Here is a 21,648-nt window from a genome sequence, read left to right as displayed (position 1 = left end):
GCGCTCAGGAGCCATCTCCGGGGTGCTCGGTCCCGGCGTACGTCATACGAACGGCCCTCGTGACCCGCCGGTAACGTTCTGTACCATCGTCGGTGATTTCGGGCGCCGGGGGAAGCTGACGCGGCTGGCGCATCCAACGTCGAAGGCGGCTGATGAGTTCTATTCTCGGTGTGACCGTGGGGGAGAGCGCCGTTCGGGTGGTGCGGCCGGTGGATCGAACGACCCCGACGGCGGGGTTCCAGTTCCAGGTGGTCGAAACCGGTAAGGACGATCCGGCGCGGCTGGCGGCAGGCACCCTCGGGGTGCTCTTCCAGACCGGTGTGGCGGGCGATCCGATCGAGCGGGTGGGACTGGTCTATCGCGACCAGGCCCAGGGCGAGCGCCTGCGCGCGGCAATGGCCGTCGAGCACATCGACCGTTACCTGCTCGTCTCCGAACCCGAAGCCGCCGTCACCTATCTGCAGGCCACCGGCGAGCTCGGCAGCAACACCGCCGTCTTCTACGACCTCGGCGACGCCGGGCTCACCGTCACCGTCGTCGACCTCGTCTCCCGCGAGGTGCTCGCCGAACGCACCGACAGCATCGGCGGCCGCGTCTTCGACAACGTGATCCGCGACCACCAGCTCGACACCAACGGTGTGTGGCGCCCCGACGACCCCGCCACCGACGACGAATTGTCGGCCCAGTGCCGCGAGGCCAAGGAGAAGCTCTCGCAGAGCGAGACCGTGGCCGTACCGGGCGCGGCAGGGGTCGTGCTCATGTCGCGCGAGACCTTCGATCCGCTCATCGCGCAGTGCGTCGAGTCGTCGGCGCAATTCGTGCACCAGGTGATCTCCCGTGCCGGTCGCAACCCCGAGGCCGTGGTCCTGCTCGGCGGCGGCGCGCACATCCCGCTCGTGCAGGAGGTGCTGCGCTCCTGGCTCGGCCTGCCCCTGGTGGTGCCGCACGAGCCCGAACTCGTCCTCGCCAAGGGCGGGGCCCTGGCCGCCGCGCAACCGGCCACCTCGCAACCGGTGAGCACCCTCACGCGCATCGTGCCGGGTCAGCCCCCGTCGACGAGCGCCGACACCGAGCAGATCCCGGTCGTCGCCGCCGCGGCCGCTGCGCCCACGGCTGCCGCCACCGGTGCGGAGTCCGCCGACGCGAAGAAGCCATGGTGGTCGTCGCTGGCCGGTCGCGGTCCGTCGGTCAGCGGCAGGCAGATCTCCGGCGCCGGGATCGCGGGCACGGCTCTCGCGGTCGTCGCGGTCATCGGCGTGGCGCTGAGCACCGGCTTCACGAGTTCGTCGACCGACGAGACGAGCCCCACCCAGTCGTACATCCCGACGACCACCAACGCGCCGCGGCAGAACCCCGCGCCGGCGGTAGCGCCCACGCAGGTCACCACGACCACCACGGTCGAGCAGGAGCCGGCTCCGACCACCCATTCACCGCGCCCGGTTCCGCCGGCCCCCGAACCTCCGCCCGCTCCGGCTCCGACCATCCCGGGGCTGGGAGTGCCGGTCCCGACGCTGCCGCCGCTGCCGACGATCGAGCTGCCGCCGCTGCCGCAGATCCGGCTTCCCTGAGTCACCCGCTCACGCGCGTCGCGCGTGCCGGCCGCCCGTCTGCTGTCCGGGGGCGTCGGTACGCGCGAGCACGGCGGCGATCGCCGTGGTGAGCGGCACCGACAACGTGAGCGCGATGCCGCCGACGCATGCGCGGACCAGCTCGATCGCCACGGCGTCGCTCGTGATCACATCGGTGATCGACCGCCCGGCCACCGAGAACAGCAGCAGGAGAGGCAGCGCGCCGCCCGCGTAGGCGAGGACGAGCGTGTAGACGGTGCTGGCGATGTGGTCGCGGCCCACGCGCATCGCCGCCGAGAAGATCTCACGACGCGACGACTCGGGATCGAGCCCGGCGAGTTCGAAGGCCGACGACGCCTGCGTGATGGTGACGTCGTTGAGCACACCGAGCGAGCCGATGATGAATCCCGCCAGCAGTAGGCCCGAGATCGACACGTGCCCGATGTACAACTGCACGTCGGTGTTCTGTTCCTCCGACAGACCGGTCAGATGTGTCATGCGGATCGCGACGTAGGACAGCAGGGCCGCGACGACCATCGAGGCGAGCGTGCCGAGCAGCGCCGAACTGGTCCTCAGATTCACACCGTGCGCCAGATACAGCACCGCGTAGAGGATCAGTGCACCGCCGACCAGTGCGACCGGCACGGCGGGTTTGCCGTCCAGGAGCGCCGGGAGCATGAACACCACCAGCACACCGAACGCGACCACCAGGCCGATCAGGGCCCGCAGACCGCGCCAGCGGGCGATCGCGACCACCACGACAGCGAACACCGCGACCACCAGCGCGAGCGGGAAGCCGCGGGCGTAGTCGTAGAAGGAGTACTGGGTGGCGCCCGCCGGATCGGTCTGGCGGACGAGACGGATCTCGTCGCCGGCCTGTAGATCGGGCTGACCCGGGCCGGGGATCACCTCGAGGAGCGTCCGGGCACCGTCGTCGGGACCGGATTCGATGGCGACGATGCTGCGTTCGCAGTCGAAGGCGTTGCTCGAGGGAGGGGACGGCTCACCGGTGAAGACGCGCCCGAAGGACGCGCTGCCGCACGGGCCGGTGTTCTGCTCGACGACCGTTCCGGCTTCGGTGACGACCGCGCCGCCGCTACTCGTCTGAAAGGGGGCGGGGATGTCCACGGCACGGCTGCTCGGCCATAACAGGGCGGTGCCGAAGAGCACCAGGAGACCGATCGCAGCCAGCAGGCCGACCACGATCTTCGCGGCGATGGGTCCGAGTGGGATGGGACTTTCGTCCTGCCCGTGTCCGTGGCCGAAATGGCCGTGTCCGTGATTCACCCGGACAGGCTAGCCAAGAGGCGAGATGGTTGGGGCTGGTGGTGGCGGGGAGCAGGGGGGGTGTCCCCGCCACCGTCACCTGATCTCGCACAGGGGGGATGGCGATCGATCAGGGAGCCCGGCACAGTGCGTAGTGCTTAGTGCCATAAGACAAATTACTGGTTCCGACCCCGGATTGGGGAGGGGTTGGCATGTGTCGATGGTCACGAAGCCGACAAACTGTCCGTTCGGGTAGGTCGACCGTGCCTCTAAACAGGGACTTTGGTCCCGAAAGGCACAACATAACTGTTCGGCAACGATTGCCAGCCCGGGGTCGGAAGCCCTGTTCCTACTGTTTGTAGGAGGACAGGAAGTTACCGATCCGCTCGATCGCCACCGCCAGGTCGCGTGCCCACGGCAGCGTGACGATGCGCAGATGGTCGTGGTTCGGCCAGTTGAAGCCCGTGCCCTGCGTGACGAGGATGCGCTCCTGCAGCAGCAGATCCTGCACGAGCTTCTCGTCGTCGTGGATGTCGTAGACCTCCGGATCCAGACGCGGGAAGGCGTAGAGCGCACCGCGCGGCTTCACGCAACTCACGCCCGGGATGGCGTTGAGGCGCTCCCACGCGACGTCGCGCTGCTCGAGCAGGCGCCCACCGGGCCGTACCAGGTCCTCGATGCTCTGATAGCCGCCGAGCGCCACCTGGATGGCGTGCTGGGCCGGCACATTGGGGCACAAGCGGGTCGAGGCGAGCAGGTCGACGCCCTCGAGGAAGCCCTCTGCGTGATCCTTCGGGCCGGTGATGACCATCCAGCCCGACCGGTAGCCGGCGACCCGGTACGCCTTCGACAGGCCGTTGTAGGTCAGGCAGAGCAGGTCGGGGGCCAGCGACGCGAGGGAGACGTGCTTCGAATCGTCGTACAGGATCTTGTCGTAGATCTCGTCGGCGAGCAGCAGCAACTGGTGCTTGCGGGCGAGGCGCACGATCCCCTCGAGCACCTCGTGCGAGTACACGGCGCCCGTCGGGTTGTTCGGGTTGATCACCACGATCGCCTTGGTGCGGTCGGTGATCCGGGACTCGATGTCGTCGAGATCCGGGTTCCAGTCGTTGGTCTCGTCGCACAGATAGTGCACGGGGGTGCCACCGGCGAGCGAGGTCATCGCCGTCCACAACGGATAGTCGGGTGCCGGGATGAGCACCTCGTCGCCGTCGTCGAGCAGGGCCTGCATGGTGATGGTGATGAGCTCGGAGACTCCGTTGCCCAGGTAGACATCGTTGATGTCGAACTTCGGGAAGCGCGGCACGAGCTCGTAGCGCGTGACGATCGCGCGACGGGCGGAGGCGATGCCCTTGGACTCCGAGTAGCCCTGCGCGTGGGGCAGCGCCGCGATCATGTCCTGCACGATCGTGTCGGGCGCCTCGAACCCGAACGGTGCGGGGTTGCCGATGTTGAGCTTGAGGATGCGATGCCCCTCGGCCTCGAGCCGCGCGGCGTGGGCGTGCACCGGCCCGCGGATCTCGTAGAGCACGTTCTGGAGCTTCGACGACTGCTCGAGCCGACGGCTGATGTGATGGTGAAGTTGGCCTTGCTCCTCGATAGTCACGGCTTACATCGTGCCACCGTGCCGCAACAGGATTTCATCCGCGTTTTGCCGGTTGCGGTAACGAGTTGGGAAACAAGGCGCGACGAATGTCCGGATCAATGCGATGATCGAGGTCCATCTAGGCCTCACGTCGGGGTGACGTGGGGGAATGCAAGGAGCAAGTGGTATGGCGCAGGGCACTGTCAAGTGGTTCAACGCGGAAAAGGGCTTCGGCTTCATCGAGCAGGATGGTGGGGGAGCAGACGTTTTCGTCCATTACTCCGAGATCCAGGGTTCGGGCTTCAAGACCCTGGACGAGGGGGCACGAGTCGAGTTCGAGATCGGCCAGGGGCAGAAAGGCCCGCAGGCTCAGGGTGTGCGCGCCATCTAGGTCGCACTCTTTCGAGAATTCCGCGTTCGACGGCGTCGCACTTCCGGTGCGGCGCCGTCGTCGTGTGCTCTCCATCACAGTCGGGAGGCGTAGGCCTACCCGTCGGTAAGTACTGCTTGTAAGGTATATCCGGTTCGTGGGGTAACAGTTTGTTTTCTCCGGTGCGGGGGGATTCGTACCGGACGGTTTTTCCTTCCTGGGGGATTGGTGTTTGTGGATTCGGCTACTCCTCGCAGTGCGACACACGATCGATGGACCGACCCCAAGAAACGCCTCTGGCTGTACGGACTCGTCGTCCCCCTGAGCCCCTTCATCGCCTACTTCCTCGTCGAATACCTCCACCTCGGCGTCTTCTGGGCCACCGGTGCACTGGTCATCGCCGTCGTCTGCCCGTTGGTCGACGCGTTCGCGAGGCTGGACACGAGCAATCCGCCCGAGAGCGTGATGCGGACGCTCGAGAACGACCGGTACTACCGCTACTGCACCTATCTCTATCTCCCACTGCAATACGCGGGCCTGACATTCGGGTGCTGGATGTGGGTGTCGCAGCCCATGGGCGGCGCCGAACGATTCGCGATGGCCGCCACACTCGGCATCGTCGGCGGTGTCGGCATCAACGCGGCGCACGAACTCGGACACAAGCGCACCACCATCGAGCGGCGCCTCGCGAAGATCGCGCTCGCCCAGTCGTTCTACGGCCACTTCTACGTCGAACACAATCGGGGGCACCACGCCCGTGTGGCGACCCCGGAGGACCCGGCCACCGCCCGCATGGGAGAGAGCTACTGGCGCTTCCTGCCCCGTTCGGTGTTCGGCAGCCTCCGTTCCGCGATCCGTTACGAGAAGGGCCGGCTCGAACGTCGCGGCACGTCGTTCTGGAATCTGCGGCACAACGACATCCTCAACGCATGGGCGCTGAGCGTCGTCCTCTACGCGGTGCTCATCGCCGTGTTCGGCTGGTCGATCGCCCCGTGGCTCGTCGTCCAGGCCGTCATGGCGATCATGTTCCTCGAAGGCGCCAACTATCTCGAGCACTACGGGCTGCTGCGCGAGAAGCGACCGGACGGCAGTTACGAACGCGTGCAGCCCCAGCACAGCTGGAACAGCAACCACGTGTGCTCCAACCTGTTCCTCTACAACCTGCAACGGCACAGCGACCATCACGCCAATCCGCTGCGCCGCTACCAGACCCTGCGGTCGATGCCGCAGGCGCCGCAGCTACCCGCCGGTTACGCGGTATTGATCATCCTGGCCCTCTTTCCGCCGCTGTGGCGACGGGTGATGGACCCGCGACTGCTCGAGCACTACAGTCACGATTTCTCGCGAATCAATATTGAGCCTGAGAAACGAAATGCGATTCAGGCACGATACGGTGGTCGCAGTTAGGCGCCATGTCGGGGAGACCGCGCCGTTTCTGTGATGCGCACACCCGTGCGGATCATGCGCGCCCGGGGAGATAAGTGGAACAGCAGTATGTGCCTGCATCGTCGCAGTTCGGGGAGGCCGGCGACGGTTTCCCGCTCTCGTCGGCCCAACGCGGGATCTGGTTCGCCCAGCATCTGCTCGGCGACATTCCACTGACCATCGCCCAGTACGTCGACGTCCGAGGCGAATTCGATCCCGAGATCTTCGCGGACGCCGGCGCCGCCACCGCCCGCGAACTGGGCACCGGCATGCTCCGCATCTTCGAGGTCGACGGCCACCCCCGTCAGGTCATCGACCACGACCTCGAGGACCGCGCCACGATTCTCGACCTGCGCGACGAGGACGATCCCGAAGCAGCGGCCATCGCCTGGATGCGCGCCGAGTACCGCACGCCCCTCGACATGCTCGAGGACCGGCTGATCGTCTGCGCGGTCCTGCGAATCGCCGACGACCGCCATTTCGTCTACACCCGGATCCACCACATCGCCCTCGACGGCTACGGGGCGACCACCTTCGACACCCGCACCGCCGAGCGTTACAGCGCCGCGGTACAGCAGCGCGAACCCGCCCGCTTCGACGTCAGTCCGCTGCCGGAGATCGTCGAGGACGAACAGCGCTACCGCGACTCGGCCCGGTTCGAGAGCGACCGCGCCTACTGGGCCGACCGCATCCGCGACCTGCCGCACCCCATCAGCCTCGCCGGTCGCGCCGCGCCCGTCGGCCCGCACCCGGTCCGGTTCAGTGCGCCCCTGCCCGAACGTGTCGAGGCCGCGATCGACCGGATGATCGCCGAGCGCGAGAAGACCACGACCTTCGCGACCGTGGTCGCAGCGGCCTTCGCGGCCTTCCTCGCCCGCGTCACCGGTGAGACCGACGTGGTCCTCAGCCTCCCGGTCTCGGCGCGCACCACCGTCCGCCTGCGTCGCTCCGGCGGCATGGTCTCCAACGTCGTCCCGATCCGCGTCGGTGTCGAACCGGACGGTAGCCGCGACGATCTGATCGACCGGATGCAGCTCGAATTCACCGGGGCACTGCGTCACCAGCGGTACCGGCACGAGGACATGCGCCGCGACACCGGCTACGGCAGCGCCGACCGCGGATTCTTCGGGCCCGCGGTCAACGTCATGATGTTCGACCACGAGATCCGCTACGGCGATTCGGTCGGCCGCCGGCACGTGCTGAGCACCGGCCCGGTCGACGACCTCTCGCTCAACATCTACCCGAGCGCGCCGGGGCAGCCCGCCCACATCGACCTCGAGGCCAACCCCCACCTGTACACGGTCGACGAACTGCGCTCGCACCACACACGATTTGTCGAGTATCTCGGCGAACTCGCCGACTCCGACCGCACCATCGGCACACTGACGGTCCTGCACGACGACGAATACGAGAGCCTCGTCCCGTATCGAGGACTGCCCGCCCAGCCCGTGCGGCTGTTCGCCGACTTCCTCGCCGACGGTGTGCGCCGCAATCCCGACGGCGTCGCGATCATCGACGGCGACCGGCAGGTCACCTACCGCGAACTCGACGATCTTTCTACACGTCTCGCCGCACAGCTCGTCGACGCCGGGGCCGCCCCCGAGACCTTCGTGGCACTGAGCATGGACCGCGGCGCCGATGCGCTGATCGCGGTGTGGGCGGTGGCGAAGACCGGCGCGGCCTTCGTCCCGATCGATCCGGCGCTCCCGGCCGACCGGATCGCCTACATGGTCGATGATTCCGGTGCACAGCTCGGACTCACCGTGCAGAGCCGGATCACAGACCTGCCGTCCGGGCCCCGCTGGATCACCGTGGACGACCCGCTCCCCTCGGATATCGACGTCGAGGTCGTGCGCTCGCCGGCCGTGCCGGAGAACCCGGCGTACATGATCTACACCTCGGGCTCCACCGGAACCCCGAAGGGCGTGGTCGTCACCCATCGCGGGCTCGCGACCTTCGCCGCCGACACCCGCCCCGAACTCGCCCTCGGCACCGACTCGCGGATGCTGCGGTTCTCCTCGGCGAGCTTCGACGCGTCGATCTTCGAGATGCTGCAGGCCTTCAGCGCCGGAGCGGCCATGGTCGTGGCGCCGCCGCACGTTCTCGGCGGCAACGAACTCGTCGACGTCCTGCGCGCCCACCGGGTCACGCACATCGTCTCGGCGCCCACCGTCCTCAACACCGTCGACCCCGCGGGCCTGCCCGATCTCGAGGCCGTCGTCGTCGGCGGCGACGTGTGCACCGCCGACCTCGTCGAACGCTTCGCTCCCACCTGCCGGTTCACCAACAGCTACGGCCCCACCGAGACCACCATCGTCGTCACCGCCGGAGACCCCCTGGCACCCGGCGACCCGATCACCATCGGCCGTCCCCTCGACGGTGTCGTCGCCGTGGTGCTCGACCGTCGCCTGCGACCGGTGCCCGTCGGATTCGTCGGCGAGTTGTATCTCGGCGGACCGGCTTTGGCGCGCGGCTACCACAGCCGTCCCGGGCAGACCGCGGATCGATTCGTGGCCAACCCCTTCGAACCCGGCACGCGCCTGTACCGCACCGGCGACGAGGTGCGGTGGACGCCCGATCACCAACTCGACTTCGTGGGCCGCTCCGACTTCCAGGTGAAGATCCGCGGATTCCGCATCGAACTGGGCGAGATCGACACCGCCCTGCTCGACCAGGACGGCGTCGACTTCGCGACGACCGTCGTGCACGACAGCGGCAGTTCCGTCGTCCCCGTGTCGTACGTACGTATGGAATCCGGCGCGACCTTCGACATGCAGGGACTGCTCGACGGTGTCGTCCGCGTTCTCCCGGCGCACATGGTGCCCGCGGCCGTCGTCGAACTCACCGAGATCCCGGTGACTCCCGCCGGCAAACTCGACCGCGCCGCGCTCCCCGCACCGCAGTTCGCCACCGCAGAATTCCGCGCCCCCGAAACCGACTCCGAACGCCTCCTCGTCGAGGTCGCCGCCGGACTGCTCGACGTCGAACGCATCGGTGTCGACGACTCGCTGTTCGCCCTCGGCGCCGACAGCATCGTCGCGATGCAGTTCGCCGCCCGCGCCAAGGCCGCCGGACTGCACATCACCGCCCGGCAGATCTTCGAACACAAGACGATCGCGGCGCTCGCGCGGGTCGCCACCGCCGTGCCCACCGCCCTCGTCCTCGACGAACTGCCCGGCGGGGGAGTGGGCGACATCCCGATCACGCCGATCGTGCACGAGATGCTCGGGCGTGGTGACTATTCCACCTTCGCGCAGGCCGTCCTCGTCTCCACCCCCGCGGATCTGACCTACGACGATCTGCGGGCCGCGCTCGCTGCCGTCGTCGCCCGGCACGACATCCTGCGGTCCACGCTGCGCGACGGGCAGTGGCGGACGCACGCCGAACTGCCGGACCTCGATGCGTGGATCACCCGCGTCCCGGTCGCCGACGCTACCGAATCCGATTCTCTCGTCGACCGTGAATGCGACGCTGCCGCACAGGATCTCGATCCGGAATCCGGTCTCGTGCTGCGTGCCGTGTGGTTCGACGTCGCCGAGCCGGTCGGGCAGGGTCGCCTGCTGCTCGTCGCACACCACCTGGTGGTCGACGGCGTGTCGTGGCGGGTACTGCTGCCCGACCTCGGCCAGGCCTGGATGCAGGTCGCGGCAGGACAGACACCGTCGCTGCCCGAGGTGGGTACCTCCTACCGCCGCTGGGCGCACGCCCTGCACGACACCGCCCGCGACCACGTCGGTGAACTCGACCACTGGACCGAAACCCTCGGTGGTGCAGCACCGCTCACCGCAGTCGCGTCGCTCGACCCGGAGATCGACATCCTGGCGACCACCGCGACCGTCCGGGTCGATCTCGACCCGAGTGTGACCGACGCGGTGCTCACCCGACTGCCCGAGCTGTACGGCAGCGGCACCGCCGACGGTCTGCTCACCGCCCTCGCGCTCGCCGCCGCCCAGGACGGGCAGCGTTCGTTGCTGCTCACCCTCGAAGGACACGGCCGCGACCTCGACGCCACCGGCACCGTCGACCTTGCCCGCACCGTCGGCTGGTTCACCAGCGCGTATCCCGTGCGCCTCGACCTCGCCGACGACCTCGACCCCGCCGACGCCGCCGCCGGAGGACGCGCGAGCGCCACCGCGATCAAGGCCGTCAAGGAACGTCTCGCCGCCGTCCCGAACAACGGCGTGGGATACGGCATCCTGCGCCACCTCGATCCGGAGGCATCGCCGGTCCTCGCCGCCCTGCCCACCGCGCAGGTGTCGTTCAACTATCTCGGCCGTCTCACCTCCGGCCACATCGCCGACGAGATCCGTGAGATCGGCTGGGTGCCGCTCGATCTCGCCCTCGACCCCAACCGCGCATCACGGATGGCCGCATCGGTCGCCGTCGACATCAACGCGATGGTCGTCGACGGCCCCGACGGTGCGCACCTCACCGCGTCGTTCACCTACGTGCCGCGGGTGATCTCCGCCGAGACGGTCGGCGCGCTCGCCGAACGGTGGAAGGACGCACTCGTCGGCCTGGCCGCCCACACGCAGCGACCCGACGCCGGTGGTCTCACCCCGTCCGACGTGCCGCTCGTGCACACCCGCCAGCAGCAGATCGAGCAGTGGGAGAACCGCTTCGGTCGCCTCGTCGACATCTGGCCGCTCTCGCCGCTGCAGACCGGTCTGGCCTTCCACGCCGCGCTGTCCGTCGACGCGGTCGACGTCTACACGGCACAGCTGCGTCTCGACCTCGCAGGGGAAGTCGATGCCGGTCGCTGGCAGGCAGCGTTCGCATCGTTGCTCGCACGACACGCCGCCCTGCGCACGGCCTTCGTGCACGACGGTTCCGGCAGCCCGGTCCAGCTCGTCCTGGATCACGTCGAGATGCCATGGCGCCAGGCCGATCTCACCGGATCGTCCGACCCGCAGCACGACCTGCAGACGCTCCTCGACAGCGAACGCTTCGCCCGCTTCGACCTCGCGCACCCACCGCTGTTGCGCGCCGTACTCGTCCGGCTCCCCGAGCAGCGCGCCGTCCTCGCCCTCACCAACCACCACATCGTGCTCGACGGCTGGTCGATGCCGCTGCTCGTGCGCGAACTCCTCGTCGGCTACGCCGCCGGCGGTCAGGCGGCGCTGCCCACCCCCGCGTCCTACCGCGACTACCTGACCTGGCTCGACCGGCAGGACACCGACCGCGCCCTCGACGCGTGGGCCGAGGCGTTCGCCGACCTCGACGAACCCACGCTGGTCGCACCCGGAGCCACCGACGCCGTCGACGACGCACCCGCCCAGATCGACATCGACCTCGACGCCGACGACATCGACGCCCTCGCACGGCTCTCGCGACGCACCGGCGCGACGCTCAACACCATCGTCCAGACCGCCTGGGGCCTGCTGCTCGCCCGGCACTGGGGTACCCGCGACGCGGTGTTCGGCGCAACCGTCTCCGGGCGGCCCGCCGACCTGCCCGACGTCGAGAACATGCTCGGCCTGTTCATCAACACCCTGCCCGTGCGGGTGCGGATCGACGAGACCGAGTCGGTCGCCGACCTCGTGCTGCGCCTGCAGGGTGAACAGACCGCCCTGCTCGACCAGCAGTTCGTCGGCCTCGGCGCCATCCAGGACCGCATCGGCACCGGCACCCTCTTCGACACGCTCACCGTCTTCGAGTCGTATCCCGTCGACCGCGCCGGCTTCGACGAGAACACCGACATCGCCGGCATGCGCGTCACCGACGTCGACGCCCGCGACGCCACGCATTACCCGCTCTCGCTCATGGCGTTGCTCGAACCCCACCTGCGGTTGAGCCTGCGCTACCGCACCGACGTCTTCGACGCCGCGACCGTCGACGACCTCGCCCGCCGCTTCACACAGATCCTGAAGTTCGTCGCCGAGCGCCCCGACGATGCCGTCGGCGCCGTCGACGTGTTCCTGCCCGGCGAACGCGAACGGGTCCTCGAGTCCTGGAACCACACCGCGCACCCCGTGCCCGCCGGAGATGTCGTCGCGTTGTTCGAGCAGCAGGTCGCGCGGACACCCGATGCGCCGGCCGTCGTCGTCGACGGATCGGCGTCGACCTACGCCGAGTTCGCGTCCGACGTGCGCCGTTTCGCCCGTCGGCTCCTGGCCGAGGGTGTCGCTGCGGAAACGCGCGTCGCCGTGGCGGTTCCGCGCTCCTACGACCAGCTGGTCGCGATCTACGCCGTGCTCGCCGCCGGTGGAGCGTACGTGCCGGTCGATCCCGACCAGCCGGCCCAGCGCACCGCCCACGTTCTCACCACCGCCTCGCCGCAGCTCGTGCTCGCGACCGACGAGACCCGCGACAGCCTGCCCGCCGGCCTGCGCGTGCTCGATGTGTCCGACGTCGACGGGTACGCCGGCGACCCGCTGACCGACGACGAACGACCCGCACTCCGCCCCGGCAACCTCGCCTACGTGCTGTTCACGTCCGGCTCGACGGGCCGGCCCAAGGGTGTCGCGGTGACGCACGGCGCCCTGCACAACCAGCTCGCGTGGATGCGCGCGGCCTTCGCGCCGGACGCCGCCGACACGGTGCTCTACAAGACACCCTTCACCTTCGACGCGTCGGTGTGGGAGTTGTTCCTTCCGCTGCAGAGCGGGGCGCGGCTGGTGGTCGCCGACCGCGACGGGCACGCCGACCCCGCCTACCTCGCGTCGGTCGTCCACCGCGAACGCGTCACCGTCGCGCAGTTCGTGCCGTCGGTGCTCGACCTGTTCGTCGCCGAGGTACAGCACGCGGGCATCGACGCCTCGTCGCTGCGCGCGGTGTTCTCCGGCGGTGAAGCACTCCGGGCGTCCACCGCCGCCCGCGTCCGCGAAGTCCTCGGCGCCGAGGTCCACAACCTCTACGGCCCGACGGAGACGACGGTGCAGGTCGCGCACCGCACCGCGATGGTGCAGGTCGCGCACCGCATCGCGCGCCGCGACGATGCCGAGCAGGTGCCGCTCGGCCGACCCGTGTGGAACACCCGTTTCCTCGTCCTCGACGCGGTGCTGCGTCCGGTGCCCGTCGGGGTGCCGGGTGAGCTGTACGTGGTGGGCTCGCAGGTCGCGCGGGGCTACCAGGCCGGTCCCGCCGTCACCGCCGACCGCTTCGTCGCGAACGCCTTCGGGAACTCGGGCGATCGGATGTACCGCACCGGCGACCGCGTCCGGTGGAACCGCGACGGCGAACTCGAATACCTCGGCCGTACCGACTTCCAGGTCAAGCTCAACGGTCAGCGCGTCGAACTCGGCGAGATCGAGAGCGCCCTGCTCACGCATCCCGGCATCACGCAGGCCGTCGTCACGCTGCGCACCGGCCGGCACGGCGACTATCTCGCCGCCTACGCCGTCGCCACCGGTGAGCGGCCGGACGAGAACGCGGTCCTCGCGTCCGTCGCCGACCGCGTGCCCCGGCACATGGTGCCGTCGGTGCTCGTGCTGCTCGACGACCTGCCCGTCACCGCGCACGGCAAGGTCGACCGGGCGGCCCTGCCGGAACCGGACTTCGACGCCTCCGCCGCCTACGTCGCGCCGCGCACCGATACCGAGGCCGCCGTCGCCCGCATCATGGGCGAGCTGCTCGAGGTCGAGCAGGTCGGTGCGTCGTCGAACTTCTTCCAGCTCGGCGGGAACTCGCTCGGCGCAACCCGATTGATCGCCCGCGTCAACGAGACGTTCGACGCCACCATCGGCATCCGCGCGCTGTTCGACGAGCCCACCGTCGAAGGCCTCGCCGCCGCCGTCGACCGTGCCCGCGGCACCGGTGCCGCGGCGACCGTTCCCACGGCCGGGCCGCGCCCCGACCGGATTCCGTTGTCGCCGGCGCAGACCCGCATGTGGTTCGTCAACCGGTTCGACCCCGGCTCCGGCGCCTACAACGTCGGCGCGGCTCTACGGCTGCGCGGCGACCTCGACCTCGACGCCCTGCGCGCGGCGGTCGTCGACATCCTCGAACGGCACGAAACACTTCGGACGACATACCCGGACTCCGATGCCGGTCCGTACCAGAACATCCTCTCCGTCGACGACGCGCTGCGGGATCGTCCCCTGCTCGTCGCCGGCACGGAGACGGTCGCGGAAGACGACCTTTCCGAACGTATCCGGACGCTGACCGCACGCGGATTCGATATCACCGTCGAACCGTCCCTCGAGCTGACATTGCTCGAGTGTGCCGACGGCAGCCACGTCGTCGTGATGGTCGTGCACCACATCGCCATCGACGGCTGGTCCACCCAGGTCCTCGCCACCGATCTCGTGCTCGCCTACTCTGCGCGCGCCACAGGTGGGGCACCGCTCTGGGAGCCGCTGCCGCTGCAGTACGCCGACTACGCACTGTGGATGCGCGAGCTGCTCGGCGCACCGGGCGAACCCACCGAGATCGCCGCGCGCGAACTCGACCACTGGACCGCGACACTCGCCGGCGCACCGGCGCTGCTCGAACTGCCCACCGATCGGCCGCGACCCGCGAGCTCGTCGTTCCGGGGCGCCGCGGTGCCGTTCACCGTCGATCCCGAGACCGTCCGCCGCCTCGACGCCTACGCGCAGGCCCACGGCGTGAGCCGGTTGATGGTGCTGCACGCCGCGCTCGCCGTGTTGCTCGCCCGGCTCGGAGCGACCGACGACGTGTCCGTGGGCACGCCGGTCGCCGGTCGCGGCGACCGCCGCCTCGACAACCTCATCGGTATGTTCGTCAACACAGTGGTGTTGCGGACCCCTGTCGATCCGGCTGCGGGCTTCGACGACATCGTCGCCACCGTCCGCGACGTCGACCTCGACGCCTTCGCCCACATCCAGGTGCCGTTCGAGCAGGTCGTCGAGGCCGTCGACCCCGTGCGGTCGCAGAACAGCGCACCGCTGTTCCAGGTCGCGCTGTCGGTCGAGGAAGCGCACCCCAGCGACCTCGAACTGCCCGGGTTGCGGGTCGAACCGATCGTGCCCGACTTCGGCATCGCCAAGTTCGACCTGGAGTTCACGCTCCGCGACGACAACGGTGCCCTGGCCGGCACCCTCACCTACGCCACCGACCTGTTCGACGCGTCCACCGCCGCCCGCACCACCGAGCGCTGGAACCGCATATTGGCGCAGCTGCTCGACGACCCGCGCAGCCCCGTCGGCGACCTGCCGTATCTCGACGCCGACGAAACCGCCCGGGCACTCGACGCGGCCCGACCGGAACCGATCCGGATCCGGACGCTGCCGGAGATCCTCGCGGCCGGCGTCGCCGCGTCGCCGAACGGTGTTGCCGCCGTGGACAAGACGCGACAGCTCACCTACCGCGACCTCGACGAGCGTTCCAACGCTCTGGCCCGTGTCCTCGTCACCGAGGGTGCCGGACCGGAAACCGTGGTGGCCCTGGCCTTCGAGCGGACGATCGAGTCGCTGGTCGCGGTGTGGGCGGTCGCGAAGACCGGCGCGGCGTTCGTGCCGATCGACGTGAAGCTGCCCGTCGACCGCATCGCGTTCATGCTCTCGGACTCGGGTGCCGCCTTCGGCCTGACCATGAGCGGGATCGCTCCGGCCGTCGACTTCCGTTGGCTCGTGCTGGATTCCGACGGCATCGTCGACCGGTGCGCCGAGGTGTCGACCGCCGCGCTCGACGTCGGCGTCGCACCCGACGCCGCGGCGTACATGATCTACACGTCCGGCTCGACCGGCACCCCGAAGGGCGTCGTCGTCACGCACCGGGGCCTCAACGCCTTCACCGCCGAATGCCGCACCGAACTCGGGCTCAGCGCGCAGGCGCGGGTGCTGCGATTCTCCTCGGCGAGCTTCGACGCGTCGGTGTTCGAGATCCTCGCCGCCTTCGGTGCCGGAGCCACCATGGTGGTTGCGCCGCCCGAGATCGTCGCCGGTGCCGACCTCGAAACATTCCTGCTGCGCCACAACGTCACCCACGTGCTCACCGCACCGGCCGCGCTCGGTGGCGTCGACCCGGCGAGGCTGCCGGATCTCGAGGCCGTCGTGGTCGGTGGCGACGTGTGCCCGCCTGAGCTGGTCGAGCGGTTCGCGCCGCGTTGCCGGTTCGTCAACAGTTACGGCCCCACCGAGACCACGATCGTCATCACGATGACCGACCCGCTGGTCGCGGGCGGAGCCATCACCATCGGCCGGCCCATCCGGAGCGCCGGTGCCGTCGTGCTCGACGCACGCCTGCAGCCGGTGCCCGACGGAGTGCTGGGCGAGCTGTATCTGGCGGGCCAGGCGCTCGCCCGCGGCTACCACGACCGACCTGGGATGACGGCCTCGCGGTTCGTCGCGAACCCGTTCACCGGTGGGCTCATGTACCGCACGGGCGACCTCGTGCGCCGACGCGCGTCGGGCGAGCTCGAGTTCGTCGGCCGCAGCGACGCACAGGTCAAGCTGCGTGGTCTGCGCATCGAACTCGGCGAGATCGAGGCGGCGCTGAGCCGTCAGGACAGCGTCGCGCACGCCGTCGTGGACGTCTACCGCGACGCCCACACCGGCGAACGGCTCGTCGGCTACGTCGTGCCCTGCAACGGCGCCGAGGTCGATGCCGATGCGCTGCGCAGCGCCGTCGCCGACGTCCTGCCGTCGTACATGGTGCCCTCGCAGATCGTGCCGATCGAGACGGTGCCCGTCACGGTCAACGGCAAGCTCGATCGTAAGGCGCTGCCCGCTCCCGATCCGGTGACCCGCGAGTTCCGTGCCCCCACCAACCCCGTCGAGGAGACGGTGGCCGAGATCGTCGCCGAACTGCTCGGCGTCGAACGCGTGGGCCTCGACGACGACTTCTTCGCGCTCGGCGGCAACTCGCTCATCGCAACGCGCCTGGTGGCCCGCATCGGGGAAGCGCTCGGCACCACGGTGCCGGTGCGCGTGGTGTTCGAGGGATCGACCGTGCAGGCGCTCGCCGAGACCGCCGGCTCGCACATCGGCATGGGGGAGCGGCTGCCGCTCGTGCCGCAGGAGCGTCCCGCGCGGGTGCCGCTGTCGTACGCGCAGCAACGCATGTGGTTCCTCAACTGCTTCGACCCGACGTCGCCGCTCTACAACATCCCGCTTGCAGTGCGCCTGCACGGCGACCTCGACGTCGACGCCCTCACCGCCGCCGTCCGCGACGTGCTCGACCGGCACGAAGCACTGCGCACGGTGTTCCCGGAACACGAAGACGGGCCGTCGCAGCACGTACTCGCCACCGGCGACGTGCCGCTCGACCTCACCCCGATCGACACCCCCGACACCGGCGCACTGCACACCGCGATCGCCCGAGTGGTGGGACGCGGCTTCGACGTCACGCGGGAGGTCCCCATCCGCGGCGCGCTGTTCCGCGAGAGCGACCGTACCCACGTGCTCGTGGTGGTCGTGCACCACATCAGCGCCGACGGCGCGTCGACCGTGCCCCTGGCCCGCGACGTCCTCGTCGCCTACTCCGCGCGCCTCGACGACGCACAGCCGTCCTGGGAGCCGTTGCCGGTGCAGTACGCCGACTTCGCGCTGTGGCAGCGCACAGTGCTCGGCGACCCGCAGGATCCGCGGGCCCCGATCGCGCAGCAACTCGACTACTGGACCTCGGTCCTCGCCGACACCCCGGCCGTGCTCGAACTGCCCGCCGACCGGCCGCGACCCGCGGCGGCGTCATACCGGGGTGCCAACACCGGTTTCCGGATCGCCCCCGAGGTCCTCGCCCGCGTCGACCGTCTCGCGCACGCCCACGGCGCGACCCGCTTCATGGTCCTGCACGCCGCGCTCGCCGTGCTGCTCGCGCGTCTCGGCAGCACCGAGGACGTGTCGGTGGGCACGCCGGTCGCCGGTCGCGGTGATCGTGCCCTCGACGACCTCGTCGGCATGTTCGTCAACACCCTCGTGCTGCGCACCCGTATCGATCCCGCGGCGTCGTTCGCGGAGTTCCTCGAGCAGGTCCGCACCACCGACCTCGCGGCGTTCTCGCATGCCGACGTGCCGTTCGACCAGGTGGTCGAGGCCGTCGATCCGGTGCGTTCGCAGAGTCACTCGCCGCTGTTCGAGGTCGTGTTGTCGCTGCAGAACCAGGGCATCGGCGAGCTCGAACTGCCCGGGCTGCGGGTCGAACCGCTCACAGCGGATCTCGCCATCGCCAAGTTCGACATCGACATCGCGCTGCGTGAGGACGAGAGTGGCGGACTGGCCGCCGAACTCACCTACGCGACCGACCTGTTCGACGAAGTGACCGCCGTCGATCTCGCCGCGCGGTGGGTGCAGCTGCTCGACGCGAGCACGGCCGACCCGACGGCTGCCGTGGGTGACATCGCCCTCCTGTCGGACGCCGAGACCGGTCGGGCACTGTCGTACTCGGTGCCGGCGCCGTTGCCGCAGAGGACGTTCCCGCAAATCCTCGCGGCCGGTGTCGCCGCGCACCCGGACGGTGTCGCGGTGGTGGACGGCGAACGGCAGCTCACCTACACCGGACTCGACCTCGCGTCCAACCGGCTCGCGCACAAGCTGATCGACCACGGTGCCGGGCCGGAAACCGTGGTGGCGCTGTCGTTCCCGCGCAGTCTCGACGCCGTCGTCGCCCTGTGGGCCGTGGTCAAGACCGGCGCGGCGTTCGTGCCCGTCGATCCGGCACTGCCTGCAGCGCGTATCGCGTACCTGCTCACCGACTCCCGGGCCATCCTCGGGCTCGGCGACGGACCGTCGCACGTTCCGTGGCTGAGCGTCGACGCCGACGACTACTCTTCTGCACCGGTGACGTCCGCGGTGAATGCGGAGTCGGCGGCGTACATGATCTACACGTCCGGTTCCACCGGCACGCCGAAGGGCGTCGTCGTCACCCACCGCGGCCTCAACGCCTTCACTGCCGACCACCGCCCCGAACTCGGATTGAGCACCGGCTCGCGGATGCTGCGGTTCTCGTCGTCGAGCTTCGACGCGTCGGTCTTCGAGCAGATCTCGGCGTTCTCCGCCGGTGCCACCGTGGTGGTCGTGCCGCCGCACATCGTCGCCGGTGCCGAACTGGCCGACCTGCTGCGCCGCGAACGCATCACGCACATCATCACCGCGCCCGCCGCGCTCGGCACTGTCACCCCCGACGACCTGCCCGACCTCGAATCCGTGGTGATCGGCGGCGACGTGTGCCCGCCGGAACTCGTCGAGAAGTTCGGGCCGGTCTGCAGTTTCGTCAACAGCTACGGTCCCACCGAGACCACCATCATCATCACCGAGACCGCGCCGCTCACTCCGGGCGATCGCATCACCATCGGCGCGCCCATCGAAGGTGCCGGTGCCGTCGTCCTCGACACGCGTCTGCATCCCGTACCCGACGGCGTCATCGGAGAGCTGTACCTGGCGGGTGCCGGTCTCGCGCGCGGCTACAACGCGCAGCCGGGACTCACGGCAGCGCGGTTCGTCGCGAACCCGTTCACCGGTGGGCTCATGTACCGCACGGGTGATCTCGTGCGCCGCACCGCGACCGGCGAACTCGACTTCGTCGGCCGCAGCGACGCGCAGGTGCAGGTCCGCGGCCTGCGCATCGAACTCGGCGAGATCGAAGCGGCGCTGAGCCGCGCCGACGAGGTGGCCCAGGCCGTCGTCGTCCTGCACACCGACGCGCGCACCGGCGAACGCCTCATCGGCTACGTCGTCCCGGCGACCGGCACCGCAGCCGACCCGCAGGTGCTGCGCGACCGCCTCGCCGACGAACTGCCGTCGTACATGGTGCCCGCGCAGATCCTCGTCCTCGACGCGCTGCCCATCACCGCCAACGGCAAGCTCGACCGGAAGGCGCTGCCCGTCCCCGGTTTCGAGGCACGCGCCTTCCGCGCACCCGAGACACCCGTGGAACAGACGGTCGCGTCCGTCTACGCCGATCTGCTCGGTGTCGACCGTGTGGGCCTCGACGACGACTTCTTCGCGCTCGGCGGCAACTCGCTCAACGCGACCCAACTCGTCGCGCGGCTCGGTGCCGCCCTGCACACCACCGTGCCCGTGCGCACGGTGTTCGACGCTCCGACGGTTGCCGCGCTGACCGCCGCCGTGGCGCGCACCGCCGGTTCCGGCGGTCGTCCCGAGCTCGTGGCCGTCGAACGCCCCGACCGCATCCCGCTGTCGCTCCAGCAGCAGCGCATGTGGTTCTTCAACCGCTTCGATCCCGGCTCGGCCGCCTTCAACATCCCGATGGTGCTGCGCCTGAGCGGCGAGCTCGACGTGCCTGCGTTGCAGGCCGCGCTGCTCGACGTCCTCGACCGGCACGAAGCGCTGCGCACCGTCTTCCCCGACAGCGACGCCGGGCCCGCCCAGGTGATCGTGCCCGTCGGCGAGGCCGCGTCCGATCTCGGACCGCAGGACGTCGCGGCCGACGACATCACCGGCGTCCTCACCGACTTCGTCACGCGCGGTTTCGATCTCAACGTCGACGTGCCGGTGCGCGCCCGGCTGTTCCGCATCGCCGACGACGAGCACGTCCTCGTCGTCGTCGCCCACCACATCGCGAGCGACGGCGGGTCGCAGGCACCGCTGTCGCGCGACGTCGTCACCGCCTACCTCGCGCGTCGCGAAGGTGCCGAGCCCGGCTGGTCGCCGCTGAGCGTCCAGTATGCCGACTACGCGCTCTGGCAGCAGAAGCTCCTCGGCAGCGAGGACGACCCGCAGTCGCTGCTCGCCCGTCAGCTCGCGTACTGGACCGACACCCTCGCCGACCTGCCCGACCTGGTGGAACTGCCCACCGACCGGCCGCGTCCGCCCGTGCAGTCGTCGCGGGGCGCGACCGTCCCGATCGCCCTCGACGCCGAGCTCGCCGACCGCGTCGCACAGTTCACCCGCGAACGCGGCATCACGCTGTTCATGCTCGCCCACGCGGCCGTCGCGGTGCTGCTGGCACGCTGGTCGGGGAGCAGCGACATCCCGATCGGCACCCAGATCGCCGGTCGCGGCGAGGAAGCCCTCGACGACCTCGTCGGCATGTTCGGCAACACCCTCGTCCTGCGCACCCGCATCGACGCCGGCGCCACCTTCGACGAGATCCTCGACCAGGTGCGCGACGTCGACCTCGCGGCCTTCTCGCATCCGGACGTGCCGGTCGAGCGACTCGTCGAACTGCTCGATCCCGTCCGCTCCACGGCCTATTCGGCGCTGTTCCAGACCCTGCTCGTGGTGCACAACTTCACGCGCTCGGAGATCGACCTGCCCGGGCTGCGGCTGAGCACCGTCGAACCGGGCGCGACCGGCGCCAAGCTCGACCTCGAAATCCACCTCGGGGAGACCTTCGACGCCGACGGCCGACGCCTCGGTATCGACGGCTCGATCACCTACGCCACCGACCTGTTCACCGAAGACACCATCACGCAGGCCGCGCAGAGCCTCGTGGCACTCGTCGATGCCGCGGTGAGTGCGCCGGAGATCGCGGTCGGCGACATCGACCTGCGCGACGATGACGAGATCCGCCTGCTGGACGAAATCAATGCGGCCGACGCGGGGTCCGTCGACGAGACCCTGCTCGCCCGCTTC

At 69.6% G+C, this 21,648-nt stretch carries 6 protein-coding genes (1 of these 6 cut by a window edge); 4 read left to right on the top strand and 2 right to left on the bottom strand.

Features of this window, described 5'->3' with window-relative positions; all coding sequences use genetic code 11:
- The first annotated feature begins 152 nt into the window (after positions 1-152).
- Positions 153-1,568, top strand: a complete 1,416-nt coding sequence (locus tag QR64_RS13980; protein ID WP_033096243.1) for an Hsp70 family protein — start codon at positions 153-155, stop codon at positions 1,566-1,568.
- Between the two features lie 9 nt (positions 1,569-1,577).
- Here the strand turns inward: QR64_RS13980 and QR64_RS13975 are convergent, their stop codons facing one another.
- Positions 1,578-2,855, bottom strand: coding sequence for a YibE/F family protein (locus tag QR64_RS13975; RefSeq protein ID WP_039585613.1), 1,278 nt, complete (start codon positions 2,853-2,855; stop codon positions 1,578-1,580).
- A gap of 328 nt (positions 2,856-3,183) precedes the next feature.
- Positions 3,184-4,440 (bottom strand): pyridoxal phosphate-dependent aminotransferase, encoded by a 1,257-nt coding sequence (locus QR64_RS13970; protein WP_006553045.1) that lies wholly within the window; start codon positions 4,438-4,440, stop codon positions 3,184-3,186.
- Positions 4,441-4,606: 166 nt separating this feature from the next.
- Between QR64_RS13970 and QR64_RS13965 the strand changes: the two genes are divergently transcribed.
- From QR64_RS13965 to QR64_RS13955, 3 genes are all read left to right on the top strand, one after another.
- Positions 4,607-4,810 (top strand): cold-shock protein, encoded by a 204-nt coding sequence (locus tag QR64_RS13965; protein ID WP_006553044.1) that lies wholly within the window; start codon positions 4,607-4,609, stop codon positions 4,808-4,810.
- Positions 4,811-5,023: 213 nt separating this feature from the next.
- Complete coding sequence (locus tag QR64_RS13960; RefSeq protein ID WP_039585610.1) at positions 5,024-6,196, top strand: alkane 1-monooxygenase; 1,173 nt, start codon at positions 5,024-5,026, stop codon at positions 6,194-6,196.
- A 74-nt stretch (positions 6,197-6,270) separates the two neighbouring features.
- On the top strand, positions 6,271-21,648 hold the 5' portion of the coding sequence (locus QR64_RS13955; RefSeq protein ID WP_039585608.1) for a non-ribosomal peptide synthase/polyketide synthase. 15,183 nt of this gene lie beyond the right edge of the window; 15,378 of the gene's 30,561 nt are visible here — the first part of the coding sequence; the start codon lies at positions 6,271-6,273; the stop codon falls past the right edge of the window.

The organism is Rhodococcus sp. Chr-9, from assembly GCF_000801125.1.
Lineage (GTDB): Bacteria > Actinomycetota > Actinomycetes > Mycobacteriales > Mycobacteriaceae > Rhodococcus > Rhodococcus pyridinivorans.
The sequence above is the reverse complement of the archived record's forward strand: the minus strand, read 5'-3'. Positions and strand labels throughout refer to the sequence as shown.